The sequence below is a fragment of the Bartonella sp. A1379B genome (assembly GCF_002022485.1).
In the GTDB taxonomy this organism is placed as follows: Bacteria; Pseudomonadota; Alphaproteobacteria; order Rhizobiales; family Rhizobiaceae; genus Bartonella; species Bartonella rochalimae.
The window spans coordinates 139,265-162,481 of the sequence record NZ_CP019780.1 but is presented as its reverse complement, the minus strand read 5'-3'; the positions used below and the strand labels follow the sequence as shown (position 1 = coordinate 162,481).

Annotated in this window: 36 protein-coding genes and 2 pseudogenes; 8 read left to right on the top strand and 30 right to left on the bottom strand. The window is 34.2% G+C overall.

Going from position 1 to position 23,217, the window contains the following annotated elements; genetic code table 11:
- Positions 1-194: 194 nt before the first annotated feature.
- The 19 genes and pseudogenes from BA1379B_RS06945 to BA1379B_RS00695 all read right to left on the bottom strand — a co-directional run bounded on the left by BA1379B_RS06945 (position 195) and on the right by BA1379B_RS00695 (position 11,365).
- Complete coding sequence (locus tag BA1379B_RS06945) at positions 195-392, bottom strand: hypothetical protein (RefSeq protein WP_235692192.1); 198 nt, start codon at positions 390-392, stop codon at positions 195-197.
- A gap of 14 nt (positions 393-406) precedes the next feature.
- Entirely contained in the window at positions 407-595 is a 189-nt protein-coding gene (locus BA1379B_RS06940; protein ID WP_235692193.1) for a hypothetical protein, read from the bottom strand.
- Positions 579-1,484, bottom strand: coding sequence for a hypothetical protein (locus tag BA1379B_RS06935; RefSeq protein ID WP_236829061.1), 906 nt, complete (start codon positions 1,482-1,484; stop codon positions 579-581). The genes BA1379B_RS06940 and BA1379B_RS06935 overlap by 17 nt, the downstream gene beginning before the upstream one ends.
- Positions 1,433-1,600 carry a hypothetical protein gene (locus tag BA1379B_RS07080; protein WP_335617760.1) on the bottom strand — a complete coding sequence of 56 codons (168 nt, stop codon included), beginning with the start codon at positions 1,598-1,600 and terminating at the stop codon, positions 1,433-1,435. Before BA1379B_RS07080 ends, BA1379B_RS06935 begins: the two co-directional genes overlap by 52 nt.
- A 146-nt stretch (positions 1,601-1,746) precedes the next feature.
- Positions 1,747-2,643, bottom strand: a complete 897-nt coding sequence (locus BA1379B_RS07075) for a hypothetical protein (protein WP_250638177.1) — start codon at positions 2,641-2,643, stop codon at positions 1,747-1,749.
- Positions 2,643-2,870 (bottom strand): conjugal transfer protein TrbD, encoded by a 228-nt coding sequence (gene trbD / locus BA1379B_RS00745; protein ID WP_235692196.1) that lies wholly within the window; start codon positions 2,868-2,870, stop codon positions 2,643-2,645. Before trbD ends, BA1379B_RS07075 begins: the two co-directional genes overlap by 1 nt.
- Before the next feature lie 76 nt (positions 2,871-2,946).
- Positions 2,947-3,345: a TrbC/VirB2 family protein gene (locus BA1379B_RS00740; RefSeq protein ID WP_235692197.1), complete on the bottom strand. Its 399-nt coding sequence runs from the start codon at positions 3,343-3,345 to the stop codon at positions 2,947-2,949.
- Between the two features lie 8 nt (positions 3,346-3,353).
- On the bottom strand, positions 3,354-4,109 hold the full coding sequence (trbB, locus tag BA1379B_RS00735; RefSeq protein ID WP_236829060.1) for a P-type conjugative transfer ATPase TrbB: 756 nt from the start codon (positions 4,107-4,109) through the stop codon (positions 3,354-3,356).
- A 12-nt stretch (positions 4,110-4,121) separates the two neighbouring features.
- Positions 4,122-4,313: a hypothetical protein gene (locus tag BA1379B_RS06925; RefSeq protein ID WP_236829059.1), complete on the bottom strand. Its 192-nt coding sequence runs from the start codon at positions 4,311-4,313 to the stop codon at positions 4,122-4,124.
- Between the two features lie 432 nt (positions 4,314-4,745).
- Positions 4,746-5,141 (bottom strand): type II toxin-antitoxin system VapC family toxin, encoded by a 396-nt coding sequence (locus tag BA1379B_RS00730; protein ID WP_035006315.1) that lies wholly within the window; start codon positions 5,139-5,141, stop codon positions 4,746-4,748.
- Positions 5,138-5,389, bottom strand: a complete 252-nt coding sequence (locus BA1379B_RS00725; protein ID WP_035006316.1) for an AbrB/MazE/SpoVT family DNA-binding domain-containing protein — start codon at positions 5,387-5,389, stop codon at positions 5,138-5,140. The genes BA1379B_RS00730 and BA1379B_RS00725 overlap by 4 nt, the downstream gene beginning before the upstream one ends.
- A gap of 242 nt (positions 5,390-5,631) precedes the next feature.
- Positions 5,632-6,203, bottom strand: a pseudogene (locus BA1379B_RS06920) (TrbI/VirB10 family protein).
- Between the two features lie 711 nt (positions 6,204-6,914).
- On the bottom strand, positions 6,915-7,379 hold the full coding sequence (locus BA1379B_RS00715) for a hypothetical protein (RefSeq protein ID WP_035006317.1): 465 nt from the start codon (positions 7,377-7,379) through the stop codon (positions 6,915-6,917).
- Entirely contained in the window at positions 7,380-8,261 is an 882-nt protein-coding gene (gene trbG, locus BA1379B_RS00710; protein WP_078692290.1) for a P-type conjugative transfer protein TrbG, read from the bottom strand.
- Between the two features lie 44 nt (positions 8,262-8,305).
- On the bottom strand, positions 8,306-8,983 hold the full coding sequence (locus BA1379B_RS00705) for a VirB8/TrbF family protein (protein WP_078692289.1): 678 nt from the start codon (positions 8,981-8,983) through the stop codon (positions 8,306-8,308).
- A gap of 137 nt (positions 8,984-9,120) precedes the next feature.
- A complete protein-coding gene (locus tag BA1379B_RS06915; protein WP_236829058.1) occupies positions 9,121-10,188 on the bottom strand; it encodes an LPD7 domain-containing protein in 1,068 nt (355 codons plus the stop codon).
- Positions 10,189-10,242: 54 nt separating this feature from the next.
- Positions 10,243-10,287, bottom strand: a pseudogene (locus tag BA1379B_RS07140) (hypothetical protein); the annotation flags it as partial.
- Between the two features lie 2 nt (positions 10,288-10,289).
- A complete protein-coding gene (traI, locus tag BA1379B_RS06910; RefSeq protein WP_236829057.1) occupies positions 10,290-11,039 on the bottom strand; it encodes a TraI/MobA(P) family conjugative relaxase in 750 nt (249 codons plus the stop codon).
- Positions 11,036-11,365, bottom strand: a complete 330-nt coding sequence (locus BA1379B_RS00695) for a plasmid mobilization protein (RefSeq protein ID WP_078692288.1) — start codon at positions 11,363-11,365, stop codon at positions 11,036-11,038. The genes traI and BA1379B_RS00695 overlap by 4 nt, the downstream gene beginning before the upstream one ends.
- A gap of 236 nt (positions 11,366-11,601) precedes the next feature.
- On the opposite strand from BA1379B_RS00695, the gene BA1379B_RS00690 reads away from it, so the two are divergent.
- The 3 genes from BA1379B_RS00690 to BA1379B_RS06905 are packed head-to-tail and all read left to right on the top strand — an operon-like array spanning position 11,602 to position 12,836.
- Positions 11,602-11,880, top strand: coding sequence for a TraK family protein (locus BA1379B_RS00690; RefSeq protein WP_236829056.1), 279 nt, complete (start codon positions 11,602-11,604; stop codon positions 11,878-11,880).
- Between the two features lie 10 nt (positions 11,881-11,890).
- A complete protein-coding gene (locus BA1379B_RS00685; protein ID WP_078692287.1) occupies positions 11,891-12,616 on the top strand; it encodes a nucleotide-binding protein in 726 nt (241 codons plus the stop codon).
- Between the two features lies 1 nt (position 12,617).
- On the top strand, positions 12,618-12,836 hold the full coding sequence (locus BA1379B_RS06905) for a hypothetical protein (RefSeq protein ID WP_236829055.1): 219 nt from the start codon (positions 12,618-12,620) through the stop codon (positions 12,834-12,836).
- A 325-nt stretch (positions 12,837-13,161) separates the two neighbouring features.
- Here BA1379B_RS06905 and BA1379B_RS00675 read toward each other — a convergent pair whose 3' ends face one another.
- The 4 genes from BA1379B_RS00675 to BA1379B_RS00665 all read right to left on the bottom strand — a co-directional run bounded on the left by BA1379B_RS00675 (position 13,162) and on the right by BA1379B_RS00665 (position 14,719).
- On the bottom strand, positions 13,162-13,443 hold the full coding sequence (locus tag BA1379B_RS00675; protein WP_236829054.1) for a hypothetical protein: 282 nt from the start codon (positions 13,441-13,443) through the stop codon (positions 13,162-13,164).
- Complete coding sequence (locus tag BA1379B_RS06900) at positions 13,430-13,597, bottom strand: hypothetical protein (RefSeq protein WP_235692207.1); 168 nt, start codon at positions 13,595-13,597, stop codon at positions 13,430-13,432. Before BA1379B_RS06900 ends, BA1379B_RS00675 begins: the two co-directional genes overlap by 14 nt.
- 106 nt (positions 13,598-13,703) lie before the next feature.
- A complete protein-coding gene (locus tag BA1379B_RS00670; protein WP_078673561.1) occupies positions 13,704-13,982 on the bottom strand; it encodes a hypothetical protein in 279 nt (92 codons plus the stop codon).
- 95 nt (positions 13,983-14,077) lie between these two features.
- Positions 14,078-14,719: a recombinase family protein gene (locus tag BA1379B_RS00665; protein ID WP_078673560.1), complete on the bottom strand. Its 642-nt coding sequence runs from the start codon at positions 14,717-14,719 to the stop codon at positions 14,078-14,080.
- Positions 14,720-14,878: 159 nt separating this feature from the next.
- On the opposite strand from BA1379B_RS00665, the gene BA1379B_RS00660 reads away from it, so the two are divergent.
- The 3 genes from BA1379B_RS00660 (at position 14,879) to BA1379B_RS00650 (ending at position 15,987) form a co-directional block, all read left to right on the top strand.
- Complete coding sequence (locus BA1379B_RS00660; RefSeq protein ID WP_078673559.1) at positions 14,879-15,193, top strand: type II toxin-antitoxin system HigB family toxin; 315 nt, start codon at positions 14,879-14,881, stop codon at positions 15,191-15,193.
- Positions 15,190-15,546, top strand: coding sequence for a helix-turn-helix domain-containing protein (locus BA1379B_RS00655; protein ID WP_078673558.1), 357 nt, complete (start codon positions 15,190-15,192; stop codon positions 15,544-15,546). The genes BA1379B_RS00660 and BA1379B_RS00655 overlap by 4 nt, the downstream gene beginning before the upstream one ends.
- A gap of 105 nt (positions 15,547-15,651) precedes the next feature.
- Entirely contained in the window at positions 15,652-15,987 is a 336-nt protein-coding gene (locus BA1379B_RS00650) for a HigA family addiction module antitoxin (RefSeq protein ID WP_236829053.1), read from the top strand.
- Between the two features lie 65 nt (positions 15,988-16,052).
- Here the strand turns inward: BA1379B_RS00650 and BA1379B_RS00645 are convergent, their stop codons facing one another.
- From BA1379B_RS00645 to BA1379B_RS06880, 7 genes are all read right to left on the bottom strand, one after another.
- Positions 16,053-16,370: a hypothetical protein gene (locus BA1379B_RS00645; protein ID WP_078692286.1), complete on the bottom strand. Its 318-nt coding sequence runs from the start codon at positions 16,368-16,370 to the stop codon at positions 16,053-16,055.
- Positions 16,367-17,008 carry a ParA family protein gene (locus BA1379B_RS00640; RefSeq protein ID WP_236829052.1) on the bottom strand — a complete coding sequence of 214 codons (642 nt, stop codon included), beginning with the start codon at positions 17,006-17,008 and terminating at the stop codon, positions 16,367-16,369. Before BA1379B_RS00640 ends, BA1379B_RS00645 begins: the two co-directional genes overlap by 4 nt.
- Before the next feature lie 561 nt (positions 17,009-17,569).
- The gene (locus BA1379B_RS06895) at positions 17,570-17,722 is read right to left on the bottom strand and encodes a hypothetical protein (protein ID WP_236829051.1); all 153 of its coding nucleotides are present in this window, start codon (positions 17,720-17,722) and stop codon (positions 17,570-17,572) included.
- Positions 17,723-17,756: 34 nt separating this feature from the next.
- Positions 17,757-18,047, bottom strand: coding sequence for a hypothetical protein (locus tag BA1379B_RS06890; protein WP_236829050.1), 291 nt, complete (start codon positions 18,045-18,047; stop codon positions 17,757-17,759).
- A gap of 46 nt (positions 18,048-18,093) precedes the next feature.
- The gene (locus tag BA1379B_RS00630) at positions 18,094-18,399 is read right to left on the bottom strand and encodes a hypothetical protein (RefSeq protein ID WP_078673556.1); all 306 of its coding nucleotides are present in this window, start codon (positions 18,397-18,399) and stop codon (positions 18,094-18,096) included.
- Positions 18,400-18,462: 63 nt separating this feature from the next.
- Positions 18,463-18,900 carry a replication initiation protein RepC gene (gene repC / locus BA1379B_RS06885; protein ID WP_236829049.1) on the bottom strand — a complete coding sequence of 146 codons (438 nt, stop codon included), beginning with the start codon at positions 18,898-18,900 and terminating at the stop codon, positions 18,463-18,465.
- Positions 18,901-19,218: 318 nt separating this feature from the next.
- Positions 19,219-19,617: a helix-turn-helix domain-containing protein gene (locus BA1379B_RS06880; protein WP_236829048.1), complete on the bottom strand. Its 399-nt coding sequence runs from the start codon at positions 19,615-19,617 to the stop codon at positions 19,219-19,221.
- A 149-nt stretch (positions 19,618-19,766) separates the two neighbouring features.
- Here BA1379B_RS06880 and BA1379B_RS00620 point away from each other — a divergent pair, with 149 nt between their 5' ends.
- Both BA1379B_RS00620 and BA1379B_RS00615 read left to right on the top strand, forming a co-directional pair.
- A complete protein-coding gene (locus BA1379B_RS00620; protein ID WP_078674135.1) occupies positions 19,767-21,056 on the top strand; it encodes a YopJ/AvrA family T3SS effector serine/threonine acetyltransferase in 1,290 nt (429 codons plus the stop codon).
- A 1,302-nt stretch (positions 21,057-22,358) separates the two neighbouring features.
- A complete protein-coding gene (locus BA1379B_RS00615; RefSeq protein ID WP_236829047.1) occupies positions 22,359-23,213 on the top strand; it encodes a YopJ/AvrA family T3SS effector serine/threonine acetyltransferase in 855 nt (284 codons plus the stop codon).
- The last annotated feature ends 4 nt before the right edge of the window (positions 23,214-23,217 follow it).

Sequence of the window (23,217 nt, the reverse complement as noted above, 5' to 3'; positions counted from 1 at the left end):
AATTTGAAATTACTCTGTCCTCTCTATCAGAGAGCAATGCGATCCTTCCTTCGATAAAAATCATTTTCAATAAAGAACAATTTGTCCTTTAGATGGAGCACATAAACCAAATGGCAAGTGTATAAATGAATAATTTTTTCTTCACCCTAAAAAATTCATTTTATATCAACCATAAAAAATACTTTCATAATGCATCACACCTGCAAATTTGCAATGATACGTTTTTGTATTTCAGAAAGATTTTCCTTACTAGAAACCGCTACAAAAGAGAGAACAATCTCTCCTAATCCTAAATCAAAAAGGCGACGACCAAGAACAGACTTATAGTAATACTGCCTTTTCTTTTTGGCTGTTTTTATAATTTGAATTTCTTTGTCGTTCAGACCAATCATTCTCTAGAAATCTATCACTCCCGAAATACCATCAGTACCTTCGTCTCTGCTTCCTCATTAGGCAGGAGAATTTTTGTAGGATATTGTTCAAGAAGAACATCAAGAATACCAGAACGTGCTGTATCTGATAAACTTTGCGTAGCCATAAGGACAAGATAATTCTTTTTACGCAATTCTTTCAACCATTCACGAATTTTTTTCACGAAAAACAGGATGGCCAAGCATAATCCATGCTTCATCTAGCGAGAGAATAGATGGTTGTCCTTTTAAACTTTTTTCAAAACGCCTAAAAAGATAAAGCAAAACTGGTAAAGCATTTTTATCTCCTAACTTCATCAATTCATCAATTTCGTAAACAACGAAATTGTGCTCTTCTTCAAGTGGTTTCTTACCATCCAATAAATGCCCCATAGCACCAGAAAGTGTGTAATGCAAAAGAGCTTGATGAATTTCCTTATCCTGAACTGTCGTGACAAAATTGCCTAATGAACGCATATGCTTAGGCGTCTGCTTCATTTGTTGCATTGCACGATGAATTTCCATTTTTTGTTTTGGTGTTGGAGCAAGTCCTGTCTGAAGTTCATAACAAATTGAAACCCATTCTTGAGCCCAGAGATTATCGGCATCCGTATCAACATCTGCTAAAGGCATAAGAGCATTCAAACTGCTATCACTTTCTCCAATATCATAGTGACGGCCACTTACAGCATGACACAAAGTAAATAAGGAACACCCTTTATCAAAAGCTGTTATATGCGCAGGAAGGTGCTTACCACTCTTATCTACTGCTTTTGACCAATAACGACATGATTGCGCAAGTAAAAAAGCAAGAAGAGTTGATTTTCCTGCACCAGTTGGTCCAAAAACAAGAGTGTGGCCAACATCATCAACATGCAAATTAAGACGAAAAGGAGTTGCCCCTGTTGTAACTACTTGAGATAAAGCAGGAGAATTATCAGGATAAAGAGGGCAAGGATTATTTTGCAATCCTGGACATACACTCGAAAGAGGTAACATATCAGCAAGATTTTGCGTATTAATTAATGGCCGTCGAATATTCGGATAGTTTGTCCAGCAATGGATCCTAACCACGCCTCCATTGTATTAAGTGTTTCAATGCGCGCAGAAAAGCCTTTATGTTCAACTTCCCGTTTTACCAGTCTGGCATTTTCGGTCAAAACTTCACGATCTTCATGCATTAAAACAATAGTCGGAGAATAATAACCATAAGCAACAAGACCTGATCGTGCTTCATCATGACAGCTTCCGCTTGTTGTGTCATCAACAAAGCGTCCATATTAATAGTTCCCTTATTGGTTTTAAAAACTTGAGAAAAAAATCCTCTGACTTTTTGCTACCATTTCAATCGGTATTTATTTAAGGCTGTAATAGCTTCATGCTGATCCATAAAGATAAAGCGGCTTGACCATCTATAATGCAAAGGTAAACCATCAAGAATGTCTAAGATACCCGGATAACTGGCTGCTGGAAAACCATCGATCGAAATACAGGCAATAAATTTATCTCCAAGCCGTGGTGTATCTCCTGGCCATAAATCAGTATAACCAAGCCATGAATCCAAATACATGGGGCAATCGGGTATTCGAAGAGTAACGGCTTCCCCATTAATGGCATAATGTAAATAATTAACAAGCTGATCACTTTGATAAGTTTCTGCACCATTGTTCAGAGTGACAGTTTTCATGCGATGCATTTTAAGAAGATCACCAAGACCAATAAAGAGATCCTCTATTTTCTTTTTAAATTCTTCTAGCAAACGCTCAGCAGGAGTTGTCGTTTCAACCGTATCATCGTCATAGACGATTTCCCCTAACTTAGATGATTTGCGTGTCGGAGGAAGATACTGGATCAACAAAGCATATTCTGTTTCATAATGCATCTCACTGCGCTTGAAGTAAGAGCGTCGTTCTGCATCAATCAACGCCGTAATAGGATCTGGAAAATGTGATAATGTTGCATCCGGATAACCGGGAGACTCTACACGGATAGCATCCACCCATATGGCCCATCCTGAATGAAAACGAGAAAGATATGTATTCACTAGTCCCGTTATATAATTTCTTTCTGTATCTGTATCTGTCGCTGACATGGGATCATTCCCACGAAGAAAAAAACCAGCTAACAAAGAACCATCTTTGCCTAAAACAATGCCATCATCAATCAATGCAGCAAAATTCAAAAGATCAGGAAGACCTGCTAAGGATGAACGAAAATGTTTTAATTTAAGCATTAATAAGGTCTTACTGACTGTGCAACACGAAAGGGCGTTGAAAAAGGCGCATAATAGCGACGATATTTCAATTGACGAATATAAATTCGAGACAAAATAGGATCAAATTTTGCCATTCTTCGCAGCACATAAAGACAAATAAACCAAATACAAAGACCAACACTAGCCGCAACAATATTCATGGCCGAAACAATAAGAATACCAGTCAAAAGCATCGAAAGAAGCATTAATTCCCCATCTCCCCCATAATTTGTTGAGGACGATGAAGAGAACGAAATAATTGCGTTTGTCTTTTACCCCCCATTATAATCCTCCAACCAACACATTTGCAGGCACAACAGCACCAGAAAAGAGAGCGCCGGTAAGAAGAGTGTTCGCAAAAACAATAACACTAATAACAAGAACAAGATAAATAATTCGCTTCACAAATTCGCCAATTTCACCCCCAAAAATCAAAGCAATTCCACCCGCCACAAGTCCCATTAAGGAAACAGCAAAAGCAACAGGTCCTGAAACTGATTTCCTTAGTTTTTCAAGAGGTGTTTCCCAGGGTAAAGCTACACCTCCTCCAGCTGTCGCATCAGAGGCATAAGCCATATCTCCCAAAAGAAAAAATAAGAGAACAAAAACTCCTACAGCGTATAAAATTATCATTTGATTATAAGAATTATTCTTTTTATAAATTGAGGATAAGTGCATCATTTTTCCCTTTAATAAATGAGATTGGTTACATATTTATTGGCTGTGTGATCGTATCCACACACTTCAATAATTTCTTTAACCTTTCGGACAGAAGAAATTTTCTCAACACTTAAAACGACATCAATTGTTTCAGCAATCAGTTGTTGCATAGGAGCAATCGTTGCTTCTGCTATTAATTGTTGAATTCTTGTTAAACCAGTTGAAGCATCATTAGCATGAACCGTTGCTATGCCCCCTGGATGACCTGTATTCCATCTTTTTAAAAGAGCTAAAGCCGCACCATCTCTTACTTCACCAACAATAATGCGATCAGGAGCCATACGCATCGTTACTTTAAGTAATCGCGTCATATCTATATATTCAACAGCACGAAATGTTACTGTATTGGGCGCAGCACATTGAAGCTCAGCAGTATCCTCAATAATCACAAAACGCTCTTCCGGAAAGGTATCGGTCATTTCTTTGAGGATTGCGTTTGTTAAAGTTGTCTTCCCCGTTCCTGTTCCACCAACAACAAGAATATTTTTGTGATTTTTCACTGCACACTTTAAAAGCAATCTCTGCTGTGGAGTAAGAATATTCTTTTCAACATAGTCATCTAACGTAAAAATCTGTGTTGCTTTTTTCCGAATTGTAAATGCTGGTGCTGCAACAATGGGTAGGATTACCGCCTCAAAACGGCTTCCATCTATCGGAAGTTCGCATTCAAGAATAGGACATTCTTTAGTGATTTGAGTACCAAGAGAAGTGGCTACTGTTCCCATTACAGCTTCAGCTCAATGGGCTTCCATCATCCCTACTGCTTTTTTTGCTTCACCTAAATGTTCAACCCATAAAGTTCCATAAGGGTTCAGCATAATCTCTATAACTGTTGGATCTCGCAGATAACTGCATACCTGCTGCCCAAATTCAAAATACATTTTCTCAATAAGCCGTCTCCTTTGTTCAGAATCCGTCTTATTTTTCAATGCAGTTATGGATAAATTACCCCCAATGTAACGCTTAAATCCCCGTATACAGCAAAATTTGAATGTTAATCTACAAGATGAATCTGATCAATAAAAAATACCTATCTAATAGAGTTTATCCCCACTTTGGTTTTCTAAAGAGAAAAATCTTTATCATTTGTAAGATCAACACTGATAGCTTCTTTGTAGAAATCTGCCGTTGATGTATAATGAACATCCATCCTAACCTAAAAAACAAACTTTTATGACACAAATGATAATATTTAAATACTTTTTAAATATTTACTATATATTTTGTACGTAAATAATAAATATTTATTGTTTAATTAATGATAATGAGGACTTTTTGGAAGCCTAACCTTCCTTGCTCCATCTATATTTATATAGTAGCCTCTTCTTTCGCAGAACTTAAATAAGCTATAGTTTCAATTACTAAAGGAGCTTTGCAGATTTTCCGTTTTGTATTAATAAGTCAATCGCTAATTTATCAAATGAAACAAAGGTTTCACCACCAAGCCTATTACCCTCATAGGATATGATCCCATCAGCAAAATCCCCACCAGCTTCAAGAATAGCAATCCCCGCTTCAACAGCTGGTCGATTCATTACTATATTACTCGTTGCTAGCAAATCACGTAGCATCCCAGCGACATCTTCTTTTGATAATTTTGCACCTCGACGAAGTATCCAAACAAGTTCGCATAAACAAGGTAAGGAAATAGCTATTAAAGAAGCTTCTCTTAAAATCTTGCTTGCCACTTCACCCTGTTTTTTATCATCTTGTAAAACTGCACGAGCTAAAACATTTGTATCTACAGCAATCTTCATTTTTTTCCTGCCCAACTAGAAGCAGTAATTTCGTTCATCTCTTCAATAGTCAGTGTCTTTTTTACTTTTCCAGCAAACCGTCCGATAAAGCTATCAATCGTAATTGTGGGTTGTGCTGCCTTTATACGAAGTTCACCACCTGGCAATTTGTCAAAGTTAATCCGCTCACCTGGTTTAATACCAAGGTGCTGTAGTAGCTCTCGCTTTAGCGTAATTTGTCCTTTTGCCGTAACCGTTAGTGAAGTCATAGAAAAATCCTCTTACCATAAATATACTTATTAAGTATGCACAAAGAATGTAAAATTCAATTACTTTTTTAAAATAGGCAAACAATATTTTATAGATGCTCCTTCTCATTTATTACTTTCAATCATTGAAAATGCATCTGAAGCCACAAAACGTATTTTTAAAAGACTTTGTCGTCTTCACTTCCTTCTCACGCTAAAAAACGGAAATTCTTGTAAACCTCTATATAATAAATATTTATTCTTTATTTTAGAGGAAGAATTGCCATTGGATGGCCTTGCCATGCAGGTAAAATAATATCCTTTGTGACCATAACATTAAAATTATAACCAGGACGGATAGTGATTGTTGGCTGAATATTGAGGTTTTTTCTCGTCATTTCCATACCAACCTCACCCCATTGTCTTCCAAGTTCAGCAGCTAACATTTCCTTGACCGTTTCAGTATTACTATTAACATGACTTGTCTTACTTGAATTTTGTGATAATTGCGAAGCACCAGAAATAACAGAAAGTAAGAGAGCATTTCCAAAAACTTTTAGATAATGGTTATCTACTTTGTCCTGAATCCCGCATAACCAGACTGATCAACTCCAGGCATATTTCCAAGAGACAAAGAAGAACCATCAGGATAAATAACTCGAGACCAGGCAATGAGTGCACGTTTTTGACCCGTTGCGACACAACTATCATAGGTGCCAACAAGTCTTGATCCAATAGGTATTAAAACATTTTGTCCAGTAGCGGAGTCATAAACGCTTTCTTTTACTTGTGCTATAATTTGTCCAGGAAGATCACTATTCACACCACTAATCATAACACTAGGAATAATTGTTCCTGCTTTAATTTCCAGATTTGCTTTAATAGCTTCTTGGTGTGTATTTTTTAGATAAACATCAGCATCAGAAGACCGTGATAAAAAAGCAATTTTTTGCTCTTGCATATTAGGATCAACTATACCGTTTCCTTGATATGATAGTGAGTTTTTCTCTACTCCATATCTATTAAATAAACTTTCAGGATTTTTTGTTTGAGAATTATTATTTTGAGTTTTAGAAGCAAGTGTTGGTTTTGTGTTCAGTGTAAAGGAAATCGCAGAATCAGCGTCTAAAGCAGCTTCCATTTTAGTTAAACGCCGTTCTGTAAGATGTATTAAAAATCTTTTTTGTGCTTCTTCTGTTTCATTAGTAACTTTATCGGATATTTTCTGTTCTGAGGAATGGTCAACTAATTTTGATGTTTCTGTAGGCTCTAATAATGAACGCTCTGGTAATTTTGCCTGAACATAATCATTGCTTTGTGGACGAACAGGTAAAGGGGTTGCATCTACCAATAGGAGTTTTTTATCCTCCACAATGATGGCGTTTGTCTTTTGACGCAATATAAAAGTATAAGTAATACCAATAAGTGCAAAGACAATAGCACCTATCCATGGCATATTGTTAAGACGGCGAATTTGTCGTCCATCCGATTTTGAAGTAAAAAAAATTGGGAGAGTTCTCAGAAGAAAAGTCTATCTTTTCTTTCATCATTGTCCTCCGTCATTTACACGTGTTAAAAAGGCTGATGATGATACAATATCCCCAGTTACTGAATGAACATAATAACGTGTTACTTCTGTTAAACCATATCGAGCAACTAATATTATACCGTCATCCATTGGCATCACTTTATAAGATAAAGTTATACCGGTGTTTTTGGATTTTTCTAATTGATCATTATAAATGACACCGTAACCATTTTGCTGTAAAATACTGATAAGCAGAGGGGTAAATGGATCCTGTGTGTTATTTAACTTTATAATAAATGTTGTTGATGCTGGCGGTAAGGGATCTTTGAGATAACCAACAAGATCATGAGCAATAAATTGAATATCTTTTTCCGTAATATTTTGATCAATATAATTCACTAACGGCGTTTGCTTGCTATGAATACCGATCGTAGAACAACCAGTTACAAATACAAAGGAGAGCAATAAGAAATACTTAGACATTTAAATCCCCTTTGTAATTGTTACTCTTTGTTGTTGACTTCCCACACCGGAAATAAGGGCAACTTTGGTAATAACCGTATCAACAACATATCGATTGCCAATAATGCGGTAGTTGATTAGTTTTTCACTTGGTTTTCTAAAAAGACGACCATCGTTACCAATAGCAATTAAAGCAGGTGCTTCACCTCTAATTCCATCACCAGGCAATTCAATGTAGGTTTTTAAACCATCTGTATAAACCCGTTTTGGATACCATTTAATTTTTGGATCACTTATAGTAATATGAAAGTTGAAATCAAGTGCGGCCATATTTTGCCCTGTTGGCAATGTAGTACGGTGTTTATCTGTTGCTGCCTTATAAGCAGCCCAATCTTGATCTGTATCATCTGGATAAGAAAAAGAGAGAACAGGAATTGATGAATTTTGAGTACTAGCAAGTTTAATCATATAAGTCCGTCTATCTGTTGTGATAAAGAGATTTGTCGTCAAACCAGCATCTGTGGGCTTCACAACAACATAAGTTGTTTCTGTAGCTCCTGTTCCACTTATGCTGGGACTAATTTTCCATCGAGCTGTATCCCCTGCATGAAGACTATTGATGGTTTCACCAGCTTGTAACTGAATAGTACATATTTCTAAAGGCGTGCAAACAAGCGTAGGAAGAGTTGCCCCATACAGATATTTAACACTCCCATCACTAGAACGAATAGGCTTTGTTGGATTATTTTTCCATTGATTAGCAAGTTTAAGTCCTAAAGCTTCTTTTTCTGTAAGAGGGATTTTTTGTGGTGAAATAACACTAACATTAGATAATAAATCACTGGCTATTGTTGTCGATGTTACGAATGCAATTATTGTTACTATAATACATTTTTTTAACATAAAATCCCCGCTACATTGTTTTATTGCTATTTATTTTACATTTGCTAGAGTCTCGGCGTCCAAGCGAATTGTTTAACGAATAATCCAATTGGATTAGACATCATCTGTTGCTCAGTTTTAGGAGTTGCTAAAATAACTGTAGCTGTAGCTTGCCAGAGTTTTGTTTCATTAACAGCACCAGTTCGTGCTCTTGTCGTTTCGGTCCACTCGATTTGCCAAGTATCATCAGAAATAGCAATAACTGCATTCACTTGAACTTCGACTGTTTCATTAGCAGAACGAGAATAAGGATCATTTTGTTGATGATATTCAACAAGCATTCGATAAGCCGGTGATTGTGGCAAAGTCATTGAATATGTCTGGTTAATAAGATCTTGTTCCGCTCTCATATCTACATAGACAGTGCGTGCGCCAATTAACCAATTTCTCAATGCTGCTCGTATGTGCGTTTCATTGGGTTTTGATGCAATATTTGCTTTTGCAAAATGTGCTACTTCACCAACTGAATTGGTTTGTATGATATAAAGAACAACAGTTTGTTCATTTGCTTTCCAAATGAAAGCTCCTACCGACATACCTGTCACAATAATCATTCCAAAGGTTGCAAGACGCCAATTATTGGCAGCTTGAATATAGTCACCATACCTTTCCATCCACTCCTTACGTGCTGAAATATAAGGATTTAATGACTTTTCTTTTTCATGATTTTTTGTTTTCTTCACGTATGCCCCCTAACAACGCAATATAATTTTTATTATGAATCATTTTTATCTGAATGGGAAGATGACAATATGTTTTTACTCACTGAAATTTTTATAAAGCAACGTATTTACTTATAAAGAGGCTTTAACAAGTATATTTAGATTTCTATTTCTTTGTTTGAGAGTTTTTGATAGCCATCTTTTGTAACTTTAATTTTTTCACCTATCTTCCAATATTGAGCTTGTATAAAAGCTCTTTTTGAGGCTTCTTTTATAAAAATTACCTTTTTAGCATTAATAGGCTCAAAAAGGAGAACACTTCTTTCTTCAATCCTCCTGCGCCCAACATATTTTAAAATATCTTCTTCTCCATTCCACATGACGTGTAGAAGATTTTTAGCATATTGATTACGCTTATTAAGCCATATCTTAATAGGATCATCAATATTGCTTTCACGAGACTTTTCTACCTTTTCTTTAAGTATATTAAGACGTGGATCAGAAAATATAGCATTTATACCATGAATACCTGCCAATTGAGCAACTTCTGTTTTAAATTTTTCGGTTCCGTTGAGGACAAGAGGTTGATCTTTAAATTTTTCAATGGCAATATTTAATGCTATGTAAGCAGATCCTGTAGTAAATTTTTGCGCGTGAATTTTCTCCCCAGCATCAACAACAACGCCACCATCAACACTTTTGTACACAATGTTTCCGTTTTTAATAAAATGAGAAGTTAAGTTTTTATGTAAAAAATTTCCCGTCTTTTGAGCAGTTTTTGCCGTCAGCAAATTATTTGATAAAGAAGCACAACGCTCATTCATTGAGCACAGCACATCTACAGCATCTCTATTTCCAGAATTTGCTTGCTGATGAAGCCAATCACGCCAAGTTGGAAATCTAGTTTCCATTAGCCTTCTCTTAATTATTGCCTGCCTTTCTCTTAATTCTTTTTGACGAAGCTTTTTTTGCAGTTTTAATGCATTGCGTACTACAGCACGAAAATTTTTAGGAGCTAATCTCAGTAAAAAAGATTGTTGTTTGTACCAAACGGAAAGTTGATGATAGAAAAAAACTTTTTGCGCGTATAACTTTTTATATTGTTTTTGCCTTTCTAAATCACTGGCCTTTTTTTGTTTTTCATACCTAGAATATAAAAGAGCTTTAGTTTGATTATTTTTCCCATTAAAGAAAGGTGTATATTGTTTTTGCACATTTAGCGTCATACTCTGATAGGAGCCTAATTTTTTCTCAAGAGCAGATAAAGAAAGAGTTCTATTACAGCTACTTGCCTTAACCCATAAATCAAGATTGGTTGCTCCTATAACTAATCCGTTGCCTCTTTTTTAATAACGAGACCATGTTTTGCAAAATCTTTATGAAGTGCTGGCCAGTCTGAATAATGAAATTCTTTAATAATATTTCCGACATAAGTCGCGAGAGATTGCGTTCCTGTCTTATCTTCAAAATTCTTTATTTTTGACCGTTTTTTATTGTCATCATTTTTATCTTTGGAATATTGTTCTATTTCATGATCAAAACCGTGAGGAGTATTAATCAATCCATATTCCTGTTCAATTTGACGACACATTTTCATCAATGTACGTTTGTCAAAAAAAGGCTCATGATTACGAAAATTTTCAGGATTGATTTTATTAATAGCAATATGAACATGTAAATTATCTGTATCTTGATGAATTGCTGAAATTCGCTGATGCTTATTGTAACCTAAAGCGAGACAAAATTTGTCTTCAATCTCATAAAGTATTTCTCTTTCTGGTCTTTCTCCTGTGGGAAAAGATAGAACCAAATGATATGTTTTATCTGCTTTTGATCTTTTATTTTGGTTTTGAGTTTTTAAAATAAATTCAGTGGCCATAACAGGGTCATCTGTATAGCAATTTGTAACTCTTATCGCCGCTACTTTCCTACTATGTTGCACATCTTTATCAAGAATATAATCACATATAAGTTTCCAATCCCTTGGCAAAACACCTCCACTGATATCCATAATATAACGAGCTAAACGCGCCATATTTGATGTAGCTTTTTCTCTTTCAATACGTTTAGCAATCATAAAGAAGATATTTTTTCAAAGATTTGTTTTTGAAGTTGACGAAAATCACCCATCATTTGATTTATATCGCTTGGAACACCGCCTTTCCCATTATTTGTAACTAACCATAATTTCAATAAACCAGCTACTCGACCCAAATCACCTTGTAATTTAGTAAGGTCTTTAACAGCTCCATAATCAATGTCTGTTTTTATTGGCTCAATCTGCCCAGTAGTACGTAAATAAGTAGAAATGGATAAACCTGTCTGCTTTGCATAAGCTTCTATGGTTTCCTTCTCACTAGAAGTACACCAAACACTTAATCTAAATTTCCGTGGCCTTGCCATTTTCCCCCTCTTTTAAATTGCGGCAGCAATAATACCTCGTAGAGCAAGATACGTTGAGAATTTATGCGAATAAGTAATGTAATGTTTTAGCGTAGCGCTACATTACACATCTTGTCATACTTTTAAAATTAAAATTTTAAAAATCTTTATAAAAACCAATATTAATATTTATTTTTTGGAAAAATTTAGTAAGATTTGGAAAGTTATTATAAGTTTTGGAAAAATTTGGAAAATAAATGAAACAAAAAAAAGAGTGGGGGAAAATGCGTGTGGTTTTTTTAGCCAACAAAGATTTAATCCTAAGCCTTATTGAAAAAGGGTATTCATTAAAAGAAATTTTAAGAAAAAATCCAACTTTAAATATATCTTATGATGCTTTAGCGTCGTATGTTCGAAAATATTTTAAAACTAAACCTGCAGCAATAATAACCCAAACCTCTCTCCCTATTTCTGTTGATCCTATTAAAAAAAATCAATGCCGCATGTATTTGAACACAACACAAACAAAAAACTAGAGGACATGATATGAGTAACATTCATATGACCTTACAAGGGAAAGGTGGTGTAGGTAAATCCTTTGTAGCCAGTCTTATGATGCAGTATCTCTTAGAAAGAAAAGTAGCAGTTAAAGGGATTGACACAGATCCAGTCAACCAAACTTTTGCAAGCTACAAAAACTTTAATGTAAAGCATCTAAAACTTCTTGACCAAAGTGTAGTAATTCCACGTAATTTTGATACTCTTATGGAAGAACTACTTAATTCTAAATGCCAATATGTTATTGATAATGGAGCTACAACATTTTTACCTTTAGCCTATTATTTGAAAGAAAATGAAGCTTTTGATATGTTGGCTACTGCTAAAAAAAATGTAATCATTCATACAATTATTACAGGTGGCCAGGCATTGGGGGATACTCTCACCGGATTATTTTCTATCTATACACAAATTCCCCCCACAGCTAATATTGTTGTTTGGAAAAATGAATTTTTTGGTCCTATTGTCGCAAATGGAAAAAGTTTTGAAGAAATGAAAATATTTCAAGAAACGAAAGATAGAATCTCTGCGATCATTACAATTCCACAGCAAACATCTAGTACTTTTGGTGAAGATATCAAAACAATGCTCGATAAAAAATTAACTTTTAATGAAATCACTGATTCAAACGAATTCAGCATCATGACTAAAAGCCGTTTAGCGCGTGTTAAAAACATGCTATTTGAACAAATAGCTATTATTCCAGGAATTTAAAATGTCAATTGATATTGATGCCATTCGGCAAAAAGTAGCTAAAGAATTTAATCAATTGATTCCTCCAAAAGATCCAATTCTTATGACCGTCCTTTTATCCGACACAGTTTTAAAAGCAGCTTTAAAAACACTTCATGAGCAACAAAGTATGATGATAAATCATATTCTAACAGCTCGTAATGCTATGGTAGAAGAGGAAAAAAAACGGCAGGAAAGTTAATAACTGAAGCAGCTACATACATAAAAAAAGAAATAAATGAAGAAATAAATAAAAATCTAAATTCTATTTCTAACCAAATACAATCATATGAAAAAAAATTATTTAAAATATCCAACAGTGAATTGAATATAAATAAAAATCTTAAAAGTTTTACAAAAGAAATAAAGCTTTATACAATATTTATTGGTGCTAGTTTATTTGCAAACATTTTATGTTTTTTTGCTATTTTAATTCACTATTACTTACCTTAAACTTTATCTTTTCTATGTTACTCTCTATAGTTGATAGTGCTAACGAAAACATCGTATCTGTTCTTTTTGGCTTCTTAAAGTGAATGACCTTTATCGTGTGAAAGATCTATACCAATAGCTTTGGCTTGCATTTTTTCGTAAAGTTTGCGCATCACTTTCATGTTATCTCTGCGTGCGTCAATAATCGATTTTTCAATGTCTGTTAAACGAGATTTATCGAGATTTCCCAAACGTGTATAATGGGATGCCATCGCCTGCCGTGCTTCGTCATAAGGCAAACCATTTTTGCGATTTTTTGGTAAACTATAAACCTCATTTACCATCTTATATTGCATAGGATCGCTAACAAGCTCCACAATGCTTCTTAATAACACCAATTTCAGTTAATGCTGTTTTAAGACTACCAACCATAGCTTTGCTATTAGCATATCGAAGAAAATCATTCTCTACTAAACAACGCTCTTCTTCAAGAAGTAACGATAAATCCCCACTTTTACTGATATCATACATATAATTACATAAATCACTTCGCACATCTTGTAATTTCTTGATCGCCAAGGTGGCATTACAAATCTGTATACTTACATCTTCTTGTGCTAGAATCCGTTTTATTTTCTCAGAAATGATGACCTCCTATCACAACACCTTTATCTAACCATTCTGGACCATATTCTTCATCAGCATTTTTTGTAGAAAATCCCATATCACGAATAAACTTGGCTCCATTTTGAGACTTAAGAAACAACAGTATATGCGCTGGAAGATCTGCCATTGCTAACCACTCCCATACTGCTTTACTATCATTAGCTTTATCTGCTGCTCGTGATTCACAAAGACAAATAAAATCTTGAGAAGCATGAGCATCTATCAATTCCTCACGTTCAGCATCGGTCATATAACTTTTTGGTAATTTCTTTTCATAGTGAAAGCCTCCTTATAGAGAAGATATAAAATAATTAATCTAAAAATTAAGAATGGACAACTGAATATTCATGACAGTTTGTCGGTAAAATCCTCAATATCCATTTGATATTTATTATCAATAAATATTGGTTTTCTTTTTATTTTATCTTGTTTCATTCCATTTATTTGTTTTTTTAATCTGAAATAAGTAGCATGTGATATTCCTGTGTTTTCCTTAACAATTCTAGATGATACTCCTTGCTTAATCAGTGCAAATGCTATCTCTCTCTTTGGATGAGGTTTTCGACCAAATTTTATACCTGCTGCCATTGCAGCAACTCTTCCATCATTGGTTCGCTCTAAAATACGTGCACGTTCGGCTTCTGCTACAGCAGCCAAAATCTGAATAATCATTTTTCCCATGGTACCTTCGGTACTCAAACCATTTTCCAAAAAACGTATAGCAATCCCTTTTTTATAACAGGCATCAACAATATGAATCATATCTGCAGTATTACGGCCAAGCCTATCCATTTTTGTACAAATGATTATATCATCTTTCTCGGCACGGTTGAGAAGCCGTTGTAAGCCTTCACGTTTATCTGTAGCTCCTGTCATCATATCAGTAAAAATACGATCGTCACGTACCCCAACCTTTTTAAGTTCAGCTACCTGCAATTCTAATTTCTGATGGTTAGTTGATACTCTAGCATATCCTAAAAGAGCCATTTTAGTCTCATAAATCGTTTCTGATACAGAATTAGTATCATAATATAAAATAATGATTTATGATACATCTTTTTACTTCTTTCTGAAAAGTATCAAATATTATGATATTTGACATAGTACCAAAATGGTACTATAATCAATAAAAATCAGGATACACTTATGAAAATTGTTAAAATCTCCACGCTTCAAACTTTTTGGGCTCAATATCCTGATGCTGAACAACCTTTAAAAGCATGGGTAGATGAAACTAAAAATGCACAATGGCGCTCTCCTCATGACATTAAAGAGAAGTATAAAAATGCAAGTATATTAAAAAATAATCAGGTAGTTTTTAATATTAGAGGTAATGACTATCGTTTAATTGTTTCAATCTTTTATCCAGCAGGTTGGCTTTATATAAAATTTATAGGAACGCATAAACAGTATGATGCGATTGATGCTAATACTGTAGAACTAAAGGAACTTAAGAAGTGAATATCAAACCTATCCGCACTGAAGCAGATTACCAAGAAGCTTTAGAAATTGTGTCTGCAATGTTTGACAATCAACCTAAAGAGAATACTCAAGAATTTGATCAAATGGAGGTTCTTATATTGTTAATTGAAGCGTATGAAGCAGAACACTATCCTGTTTCTCCTCCTCATCCTATTGAGGCTATTAAATTTAGAATGGAACAAATGAACTTAAGTGCTAAAGATCTCGTTCCTGCAATTGGTCATTTAAATCGCGTTTATGAAATCTTGAGTGGAAAAAGAAAATTAACACTACGCATGATTAAAAATTTGCACCAACAGTTTAATATCCCATTGGAAAGCCTAATAGCTTAACTTAATTATTTTCTTATGGAAACTAGCATGTAATATTTCGCTTTAACGATATGGATGTTGAATTAATCGATTACCTAGATTACCCTTAAAAAGGAGTGCTTAACAATGATGAAAAATCCTCCACACCCTGGTGAATTATTGCGCGAAGATGTAATTGCAGAACTTGGTTTATCAGTTACTGAAACAGCCAAACGACTTGGTGTATCCCGTGTTGCATTTTCTAGAGTTCTCAATGAAAAAGCAGCTATTAGCCCTAATCTAGCTATTAGACTTGAAATGGCTGGTGTCAGCACCGCACGTGCTTGGTTAGCTATGCAAACAAACTATGATTTAGCGCAAGTCTTAAAAACTATCCAACCATGGTACGACCACTTTGTCATAATACATCTTTTTTCACCTCGAATCCTTCTACAACTTGAAAGACAAAGTTTTATGATGTAAAAGATAACAATTTAATATTCTTTAAATATTTACTACATATTTTATATGTAAATAATAAATAATTATTATTTATTATGTGTGTAATTATTATTTACATAAGTTTCAATGAGACGATGAAGAAAATCACCACCATCTTCATTAAGATCATCAGCTAAAGACCAAAAACTATCTCTTACTGTTGGTTCAAGTGCAAGGGTTAATCTTGCTGTTTTTAAACTACGTCGTCTACGGCCACTACCTTGTTTTCTTTCTACGCTGTGACGCGTAGTAAAACCATTTTCTTCACTTATCTCATTCAAGCTTTGTTTGTTTGTCTTTCGCGCTTTTGTAAATGGTTTTAAATTTTCAAAATTTGGCAATGAAATCTCAGCTCTTTTTGTCATGCTACTTGATCCTTCAATAAGTTTTCACTCTCCAATATTTCTATAACAGCATTAGCAAAAACCATTGCATTTTCTTGTGCCGCTTTAGGATTAGTTACATCAGAGGGCAATAAATCAAAAAGTGATCCCCCTATCTGAAAAAGAGCACTATAAGCTCCTCTTTCAGTTAATGAAGCAGATAAAACTGGAATATTAGCTTTTTCTAACGTTTTTTCTATATATTCTGCTTCACGACTATTTAAAGTATTTGTCATAGAAAAGACGATACGAAAGGGTATCTTTCTTTTTAAAAATTGGCTCTGTTGTTCTATTAAAGCAATGATCTTACCTATTTGATCTCCATCAAGTTGCTTTTTCCTCATAGGAACTAAAACAAGATCGGCTCTTCCTATAGCAAAAGAAGCTGCGAGATTAGCAGAACCTTCAAGATCAACGATCACAAACGGAAATTGCTCTACAGCTTCATCAATGCATGAAATAATATTCTGTTCTGTAATATCTCCAGAAACTTCTATATTATTTGGCATTATATCCATAGACCTTTTCATCCACATTACAAGTGGTTGATTTGGATCAGCATCAATTAATTTGACCTTAGACCCCACCTTGGCAAAAACGTTAGCTAGCACTAATGCCATTTGATTTTCCAACACCACCTTTTGTTGAACATATAGTAATGACCGGCATGAGGCATTCCTTATTCAATGAATAAACACTAAATAATTATCATATATTTATTACTTATTTATTAATTTTTTAAAAATATTACATATTTTATATGTAAATAATAAATATTTATTATGTATAAATAATCGTATACATATAAACAATATAAGCATTTATTTGCATGAAGAAGCTCTTCCTTTCATTCATGATTTCGGAGCCGCGTAAGAAGGACATAATAAGCCGTTAAGTTCTGGGTCAAGGATGCCGTTAGGCACCCTGAAAGGGTTTCCTTGACCTTAAGAACTAAGGCTTGTTAGTTCCTTCATTAAACGCGGATCTGATCTCATGATTTTGGTGAGCGGTCCGGAGAGTGTGAGAGGCGGATAGCCTCTCATTTAACAAGCGAAGTGGCGTATAGGGAAGGGAACGCGCCCCCATGTAGCGCCGTAGTGACCGACCTATACGGAAAAAAGCTTGTCAATTTTATATAAAGATGAATGAATATAAAAAGTTTTATTATGCACTTTATTGGATTACAGTTCTATACCAATAGCTTTGGCTTGCATCTTTTCGTAGAGTTTTTGCATTACTTTTATGTTTTCTCTTCGCACTTTAAGAATTGATTTTTCAATGTCTGTTAAACGCGCTTTGTCCCAATTTCCTAGTCTTGCATAATGAGATGCCATTGCTTGGCGTACTTCATCATAAGGTAAACCACCTTTACGATTTTTGGAAACTATACCCTCTATTAATCACGTCATATGTCTCAGAATTAGAAACGAGTTTTATGTGATCTTTAACAACATTTATTTCAGATATTGCCGTTTTAAGACTACTTATCATCCCTTGGCTATTAGCATATCTTAGTAGATCATTTTTTACAATACCACGTTCTGTATCAAGAAGTAATGACAAATCATCACTCTTTCCAACATTACGAACATAATTACATAAATTATCCCGTGCGCTATGTAAATTTTTAATAATCAATACTTTTTCAATACTTTGCACATAGCTATTTTCTTGTAATAATATCCAATGTAATTTTTCATATTCTTTAGAAATGATAACCTCCTATGACAACGCCTTTATCTAACCAGTCGGGACCATATTCTTCATCAGCATTTTTGGTAATAAAGCCCATATCACGAATGAATTGTGCTCCACGCTGACTTTTAAGAAACAAAAGTGAATAAGCAGGTAATTCAACCATTGCTAACCATTCCCATACTGCTTGCCTGTCATCTGCTTTAGCAGCTGCTTCTGATTCAGCAGTATAGATAGAGTTCTGATCAAATCCACCTACTCGCAATTCTTCGCGTTCAGCATCAGTCATATAACTCTTAGGTAATTTCTTTTGCATAGAAAATTCCTTTCTGTAATATCCTTAGTTCAGTTGTTTTTTAAAAAGCAAACGGATTATATCCTATACCTCTTTTGCTTCAGGCATTTTAAAAGTTTTTAGGACTTTGTTCAACTCTGATTTGAACGCGTGAAATTCTTCATTTTTTGGTGTTTTTTTATTCTTTTTTTCTATACATTTCTCGTTGAGTTTTTCCGTATCATTTTCCTTTAACAAAGCATAGAAAGAGCGTTCTAGATGTAATTCATCACGTTTTTCTTTAGCCATAATTCCACGGAGATATCCTCCAGGTGAAATTACAAGCTGTCTGTGCTGTTTTTCGAGAATAATTCCCATAGCAAAAGCGGTTTTTTCTAATCCCATAGTGTTTTTAGCTTCTTCGACGGCACTAGGGGAAATTCCCATTATTTTGGCTAAGAATCCCACGGAACCAATTAAGTCTCTTACGGAAGTGAGGCGATTGTCGAGATACAGGCGGTATGAGGGAGAGCTCTGATCCACATATATGGCTTAATTTGAGGTAATGTGCTGTTGTTTGGAGGAAGTACAGTTTCGTTTTTGCCTTTCTCTTTTTTTTTCATAAGCCATTTTATCGTGACCGAAGGTCACGTCAGTTATTTGAGTGTGTTCAGATTTTTCTGAACACTCCTTTTTGTTGTTACTCTTACAAATATAGTTAAGGGTTGTAGATTCTATGTGTATCTTGCTAGCAAGATGCCTGTATCTTGTTTTTTGTGTTTTTTGGTGAAAAAAACTTTTCAAAATCCACTCAAAAAGACGAATTGCTTTCTGTAATTTATGAAAGGAAGCTTTAGCTGGTCAACCAATAATTTGAACTATTTTTTGCATTCGAGAAAAGAGCAATGATGCAAATGGTGTAGCTTCAATTGAGGCGTAAGAGGATTTAATTTGCCGCACTAATCCGCGAAAACAATGCAAAGCTTCTTCATGTTTTTTTTGAGTTTCTAGTGCTTGGTCTACTTTTTCCTTAAGTTCATGATATCGAGCAACAAGAATACGTAAATCAATACCACAAGCTGTTATGAAATCAGTCGTCTTATGATTACGTAAAGAATACCGTTTAAAGTTACTAGAGTCCCGCATAACTATAAAACCAAAATCATAAAGACGTGAAAGCAAAAAACTCACACGCGATTCACTACGGCCAATTTCATAACTAAGCCGTTTATTGCTTTTGAAAACGACATGGCTCCACATAGAATAACATTAAGGCAAGCAAGATATTGAAGTACACCCAAAAGACTACACTTAATTTCACTCTTCGGCGCCCAGAAGAAGCCAATATAAACATCTTTTAGCCCCAAAAAACTGTTATCTTATATTAATTATTAAAATGGAGATTAATTATGCCTAAATCAAAAGATTTAACAGACCAAGCTAATGGTCAAGACCAAGCTAGTAGTCAAGATCAAGCTAGCGATCTGAACCAAGCCTTCTTTGCCAGCGGTCCAATTCAAACTAGTAGTCCCTTAAACAGTAGTACAACATTAGAAGATCTTATAACGCATTTAGAGATTTTGGAGACTACAATCCAAGCCAACGATCAAGACCAAGCCAGCGTTCTAAACCAAGAGCTCTTTGCAAGCGGTCCAATTCAAACCAGTAGCCCATTAAATAGTGGTACAACATTAGAAAGTCTTATAACCCGTTTAGAAGCTTTGGAGGCTACAAACCAAGCCAGCGGACAAGACCAAGCCAGCGGTCTAAACCAAGAACTCTTTGCAAGCGGTCCAATTCAAACCAGTAGTCCATTAAATAGTAGTACAACACTGGAAGAGCTCATAACGCATTTAGAAACTTCGAAGGCTAATGAAGCAACAGAAAAACCAAGTATCTTATTCAATAAGAAAGCATTAAAAAGTGTTATTTCAGATTTAGAAAATGACATTACTAATAGTAGTTTCGTCGATGCCAACTATGCACATATGGACTTAACAATGATGCCTAGGTTGGTCAAGCAAGAAAATGATAAATGTCCAGAGATCAATCTTCAATTCATTACAAGTCCTGAGAAACTTGTGAAATCAATACAAAAAGTAGCCAATCAGGGGATTCCATCTTCTAGATTTCTAATGTGTCTAGAAGGTAATGACCCTCATTTTGCGATAATTGATCAGCAAACCATTGCTAATAGAACATCCTTAATATTGTTTGAAACTACAAAATTCGCGCATATGAATGCAGAAATACTGGGAGTAACAGTGAAATCAGCCATTGAAGCAGCCCAATTACCTTATTGTTATTTTTCTATGGCGGAAATGAATCTTCAAGCAGACTCCTCTGAAAGCGGAATTATAAGTTTGCTTTTTGCCAAAAAACTTCATCTCGAAGCTGATAAATTAAAAGTAATGCACCAAGATAATATTAGTGGTATTTTATGTAAACGAGGAGTTCCTTTACCTTATCATAAAGTAGATGAGTATCTTCCAGGAACTTTTTATAAACATGCACAAACAGGAAAACGTATCGCTAAATATGTAAACACAAATCGGGAGTATTTTATTAAAAAAATTAACAATAAGGATGAAATTCTGCATCACAGATTAGATAGACATTCAGTTTTATTAGAGGATAAAGTTGTATCTTGTTCATCACAGAAAAAAAGAATTCAGAAATATAAAGCTCTAGTAAGATAAATATAAATCTCTGATTAAGGTATTTGCTATGCCGTAAATATCATTCTATGTGATTTAGGTGGTGTGTTTAAATTTTTATTAATCAGAGGCTTTCTGATGATCGATAAATCGATTAATAATATTAAGTACGGCACCTTAACTGGTGCTAATAAATTGAGTAAAGTAATAACAGTTTGTTGCTGTATAATTCTTCCGAAAGATGAGATTTTTTGAATATTCTATTAGAATATAAGTCTTCAGTTTTTTACAATCGGCTACTACTACTTTTCTATAATTCATAAAAAATATACTTGTAATTCGTAAAATGAGTATCCCCACTTTCGTATTCATTCTGCTTCAAAAGCACAACACTCTTTTAGTTATAATCATACTGCTAAAAAATTATTAAGTCCCCCAAATTTTAGTGTATAGAGTGTGGTTACAGTAATCATACGGAGAATGTTAATGTATTAAACACCATCATCTAACCTAATAATTTTTTTTAAACAATAAAACATTTAGTATCCAATTATTTTTACAAAGCCATTTAATTATAATTATTTCGAAATAGAGGTAGCGAAGAATGCTAACGATATTTAAGTGCTTATCTATAAGCTCTCTTACCGGCTACTACTATCCATGCGAGTATTTCACTTTGGATAGAATACAAAAACAAACAATTAAGATAAATAACATCTGGATAGAAAAAGCTCTTTCCATTTGTTAAAGCTGTCTATCCAAATCTAGATTCCGAACTTAACAATGATCCAAGTATCAAGCTTCCTATAAAACCTAAACATATCAACTTCATAAATCCATAAATCCCAAGTAATACCAGCATTAGTAATAAAAAGTAAGGATAAATTTACGCTTTTGTTAATTATTCAAGCTACGCAACTAGAAATAATAAATCCTATAAATATTATTTTGAACATACTTCTTTCAACAATCCACATAAAACACTTAAAGCTTCCTATGACATTTGCATTGGCTTTTTCATTTTTCAGAACTACAGAGATTGAATTTTTGGCTTAAGATGTCCATAGTAGAATTCGTTATGATAGCTCCATTGGCGATGAGATTGTAACACTGTTTTTAAAAATTGCTAATTAAAAATTGCTAATCATGTTAACTAATTAACATGGAGAAATAAATTTCTTCAAAACTTATCATAAAATCTTTTTAGATTTAAAATATTAATTTTACCTTCTTTTTTCAGAAAGAGAGAAAATTAATCTATGACATAGTGTAATCATAATCATGTTATATCATTCAAGATTATTAAAAATTTTTATAATGTGAAATGATTTAATGCGGAAATTATTGAGTGCGATAAAAAGTGCTGTTGGTTTATCTAATACCGAAGATGATGTTGATTTAAGTAGTGAATCGCTAACAAACGTTATTACAGATTTAGAACGTGACATTGTTAATCTTTATTGGCCTAACGTTAATTATGCAGAAAGAGATTTTAAAATGATGCATGCCTTGATAAGGCAGGCGAATAATAAATACCCAGAAATGAATCTTACATTGATTAAAGAACTTATAGATTTCGTCGCATCAATCAAAAAAACAATTAAGAATGGAATTAAGTCTTCTAGATATATAATTAACGTAGGAGGAAAGGATAATAACATTCATTTTGCAACAGTTGATCACCAAACTATCGATAACAAGATATCTTTGATATTATTTGAACCTGCGAGATTCGATCTTCCAATACCAGCAATTCTAGGAGCAAAAATGCAATCAATCATAGAATCTCGATTACCTCACTGTTATTTTTCTATGGCGGAAATGGATATTCAGCGAAGTATATCTGAATGTGGAATTTTTAGTTTATCTCTCGCTAAAAAACTTTATCTTCGATCTGACAAATTAGAAAAATTACATAGAGATAATATTAAAGGTGATCGGTGGGATAGAGAAGTGCATTTATCTCCTGGTTTTTTGGATACATATCTTCCAATCGACTTTTATAAACACGTGCAAGGTTTCAGACGTCTTGAGCAATATGTGAAAAGAAATCCTGGATCTAAAGAAGAAATCGTTAACAAAAAACATGAAACCATTTTTGAGAGATTTGGAAGACATACAGTCGTAACAGGGGGTAAAGCTATATCTGTATCAGCACACAAAAAAAGGATTATTGAATATAAATCTCTGATGAGGTAGTGAT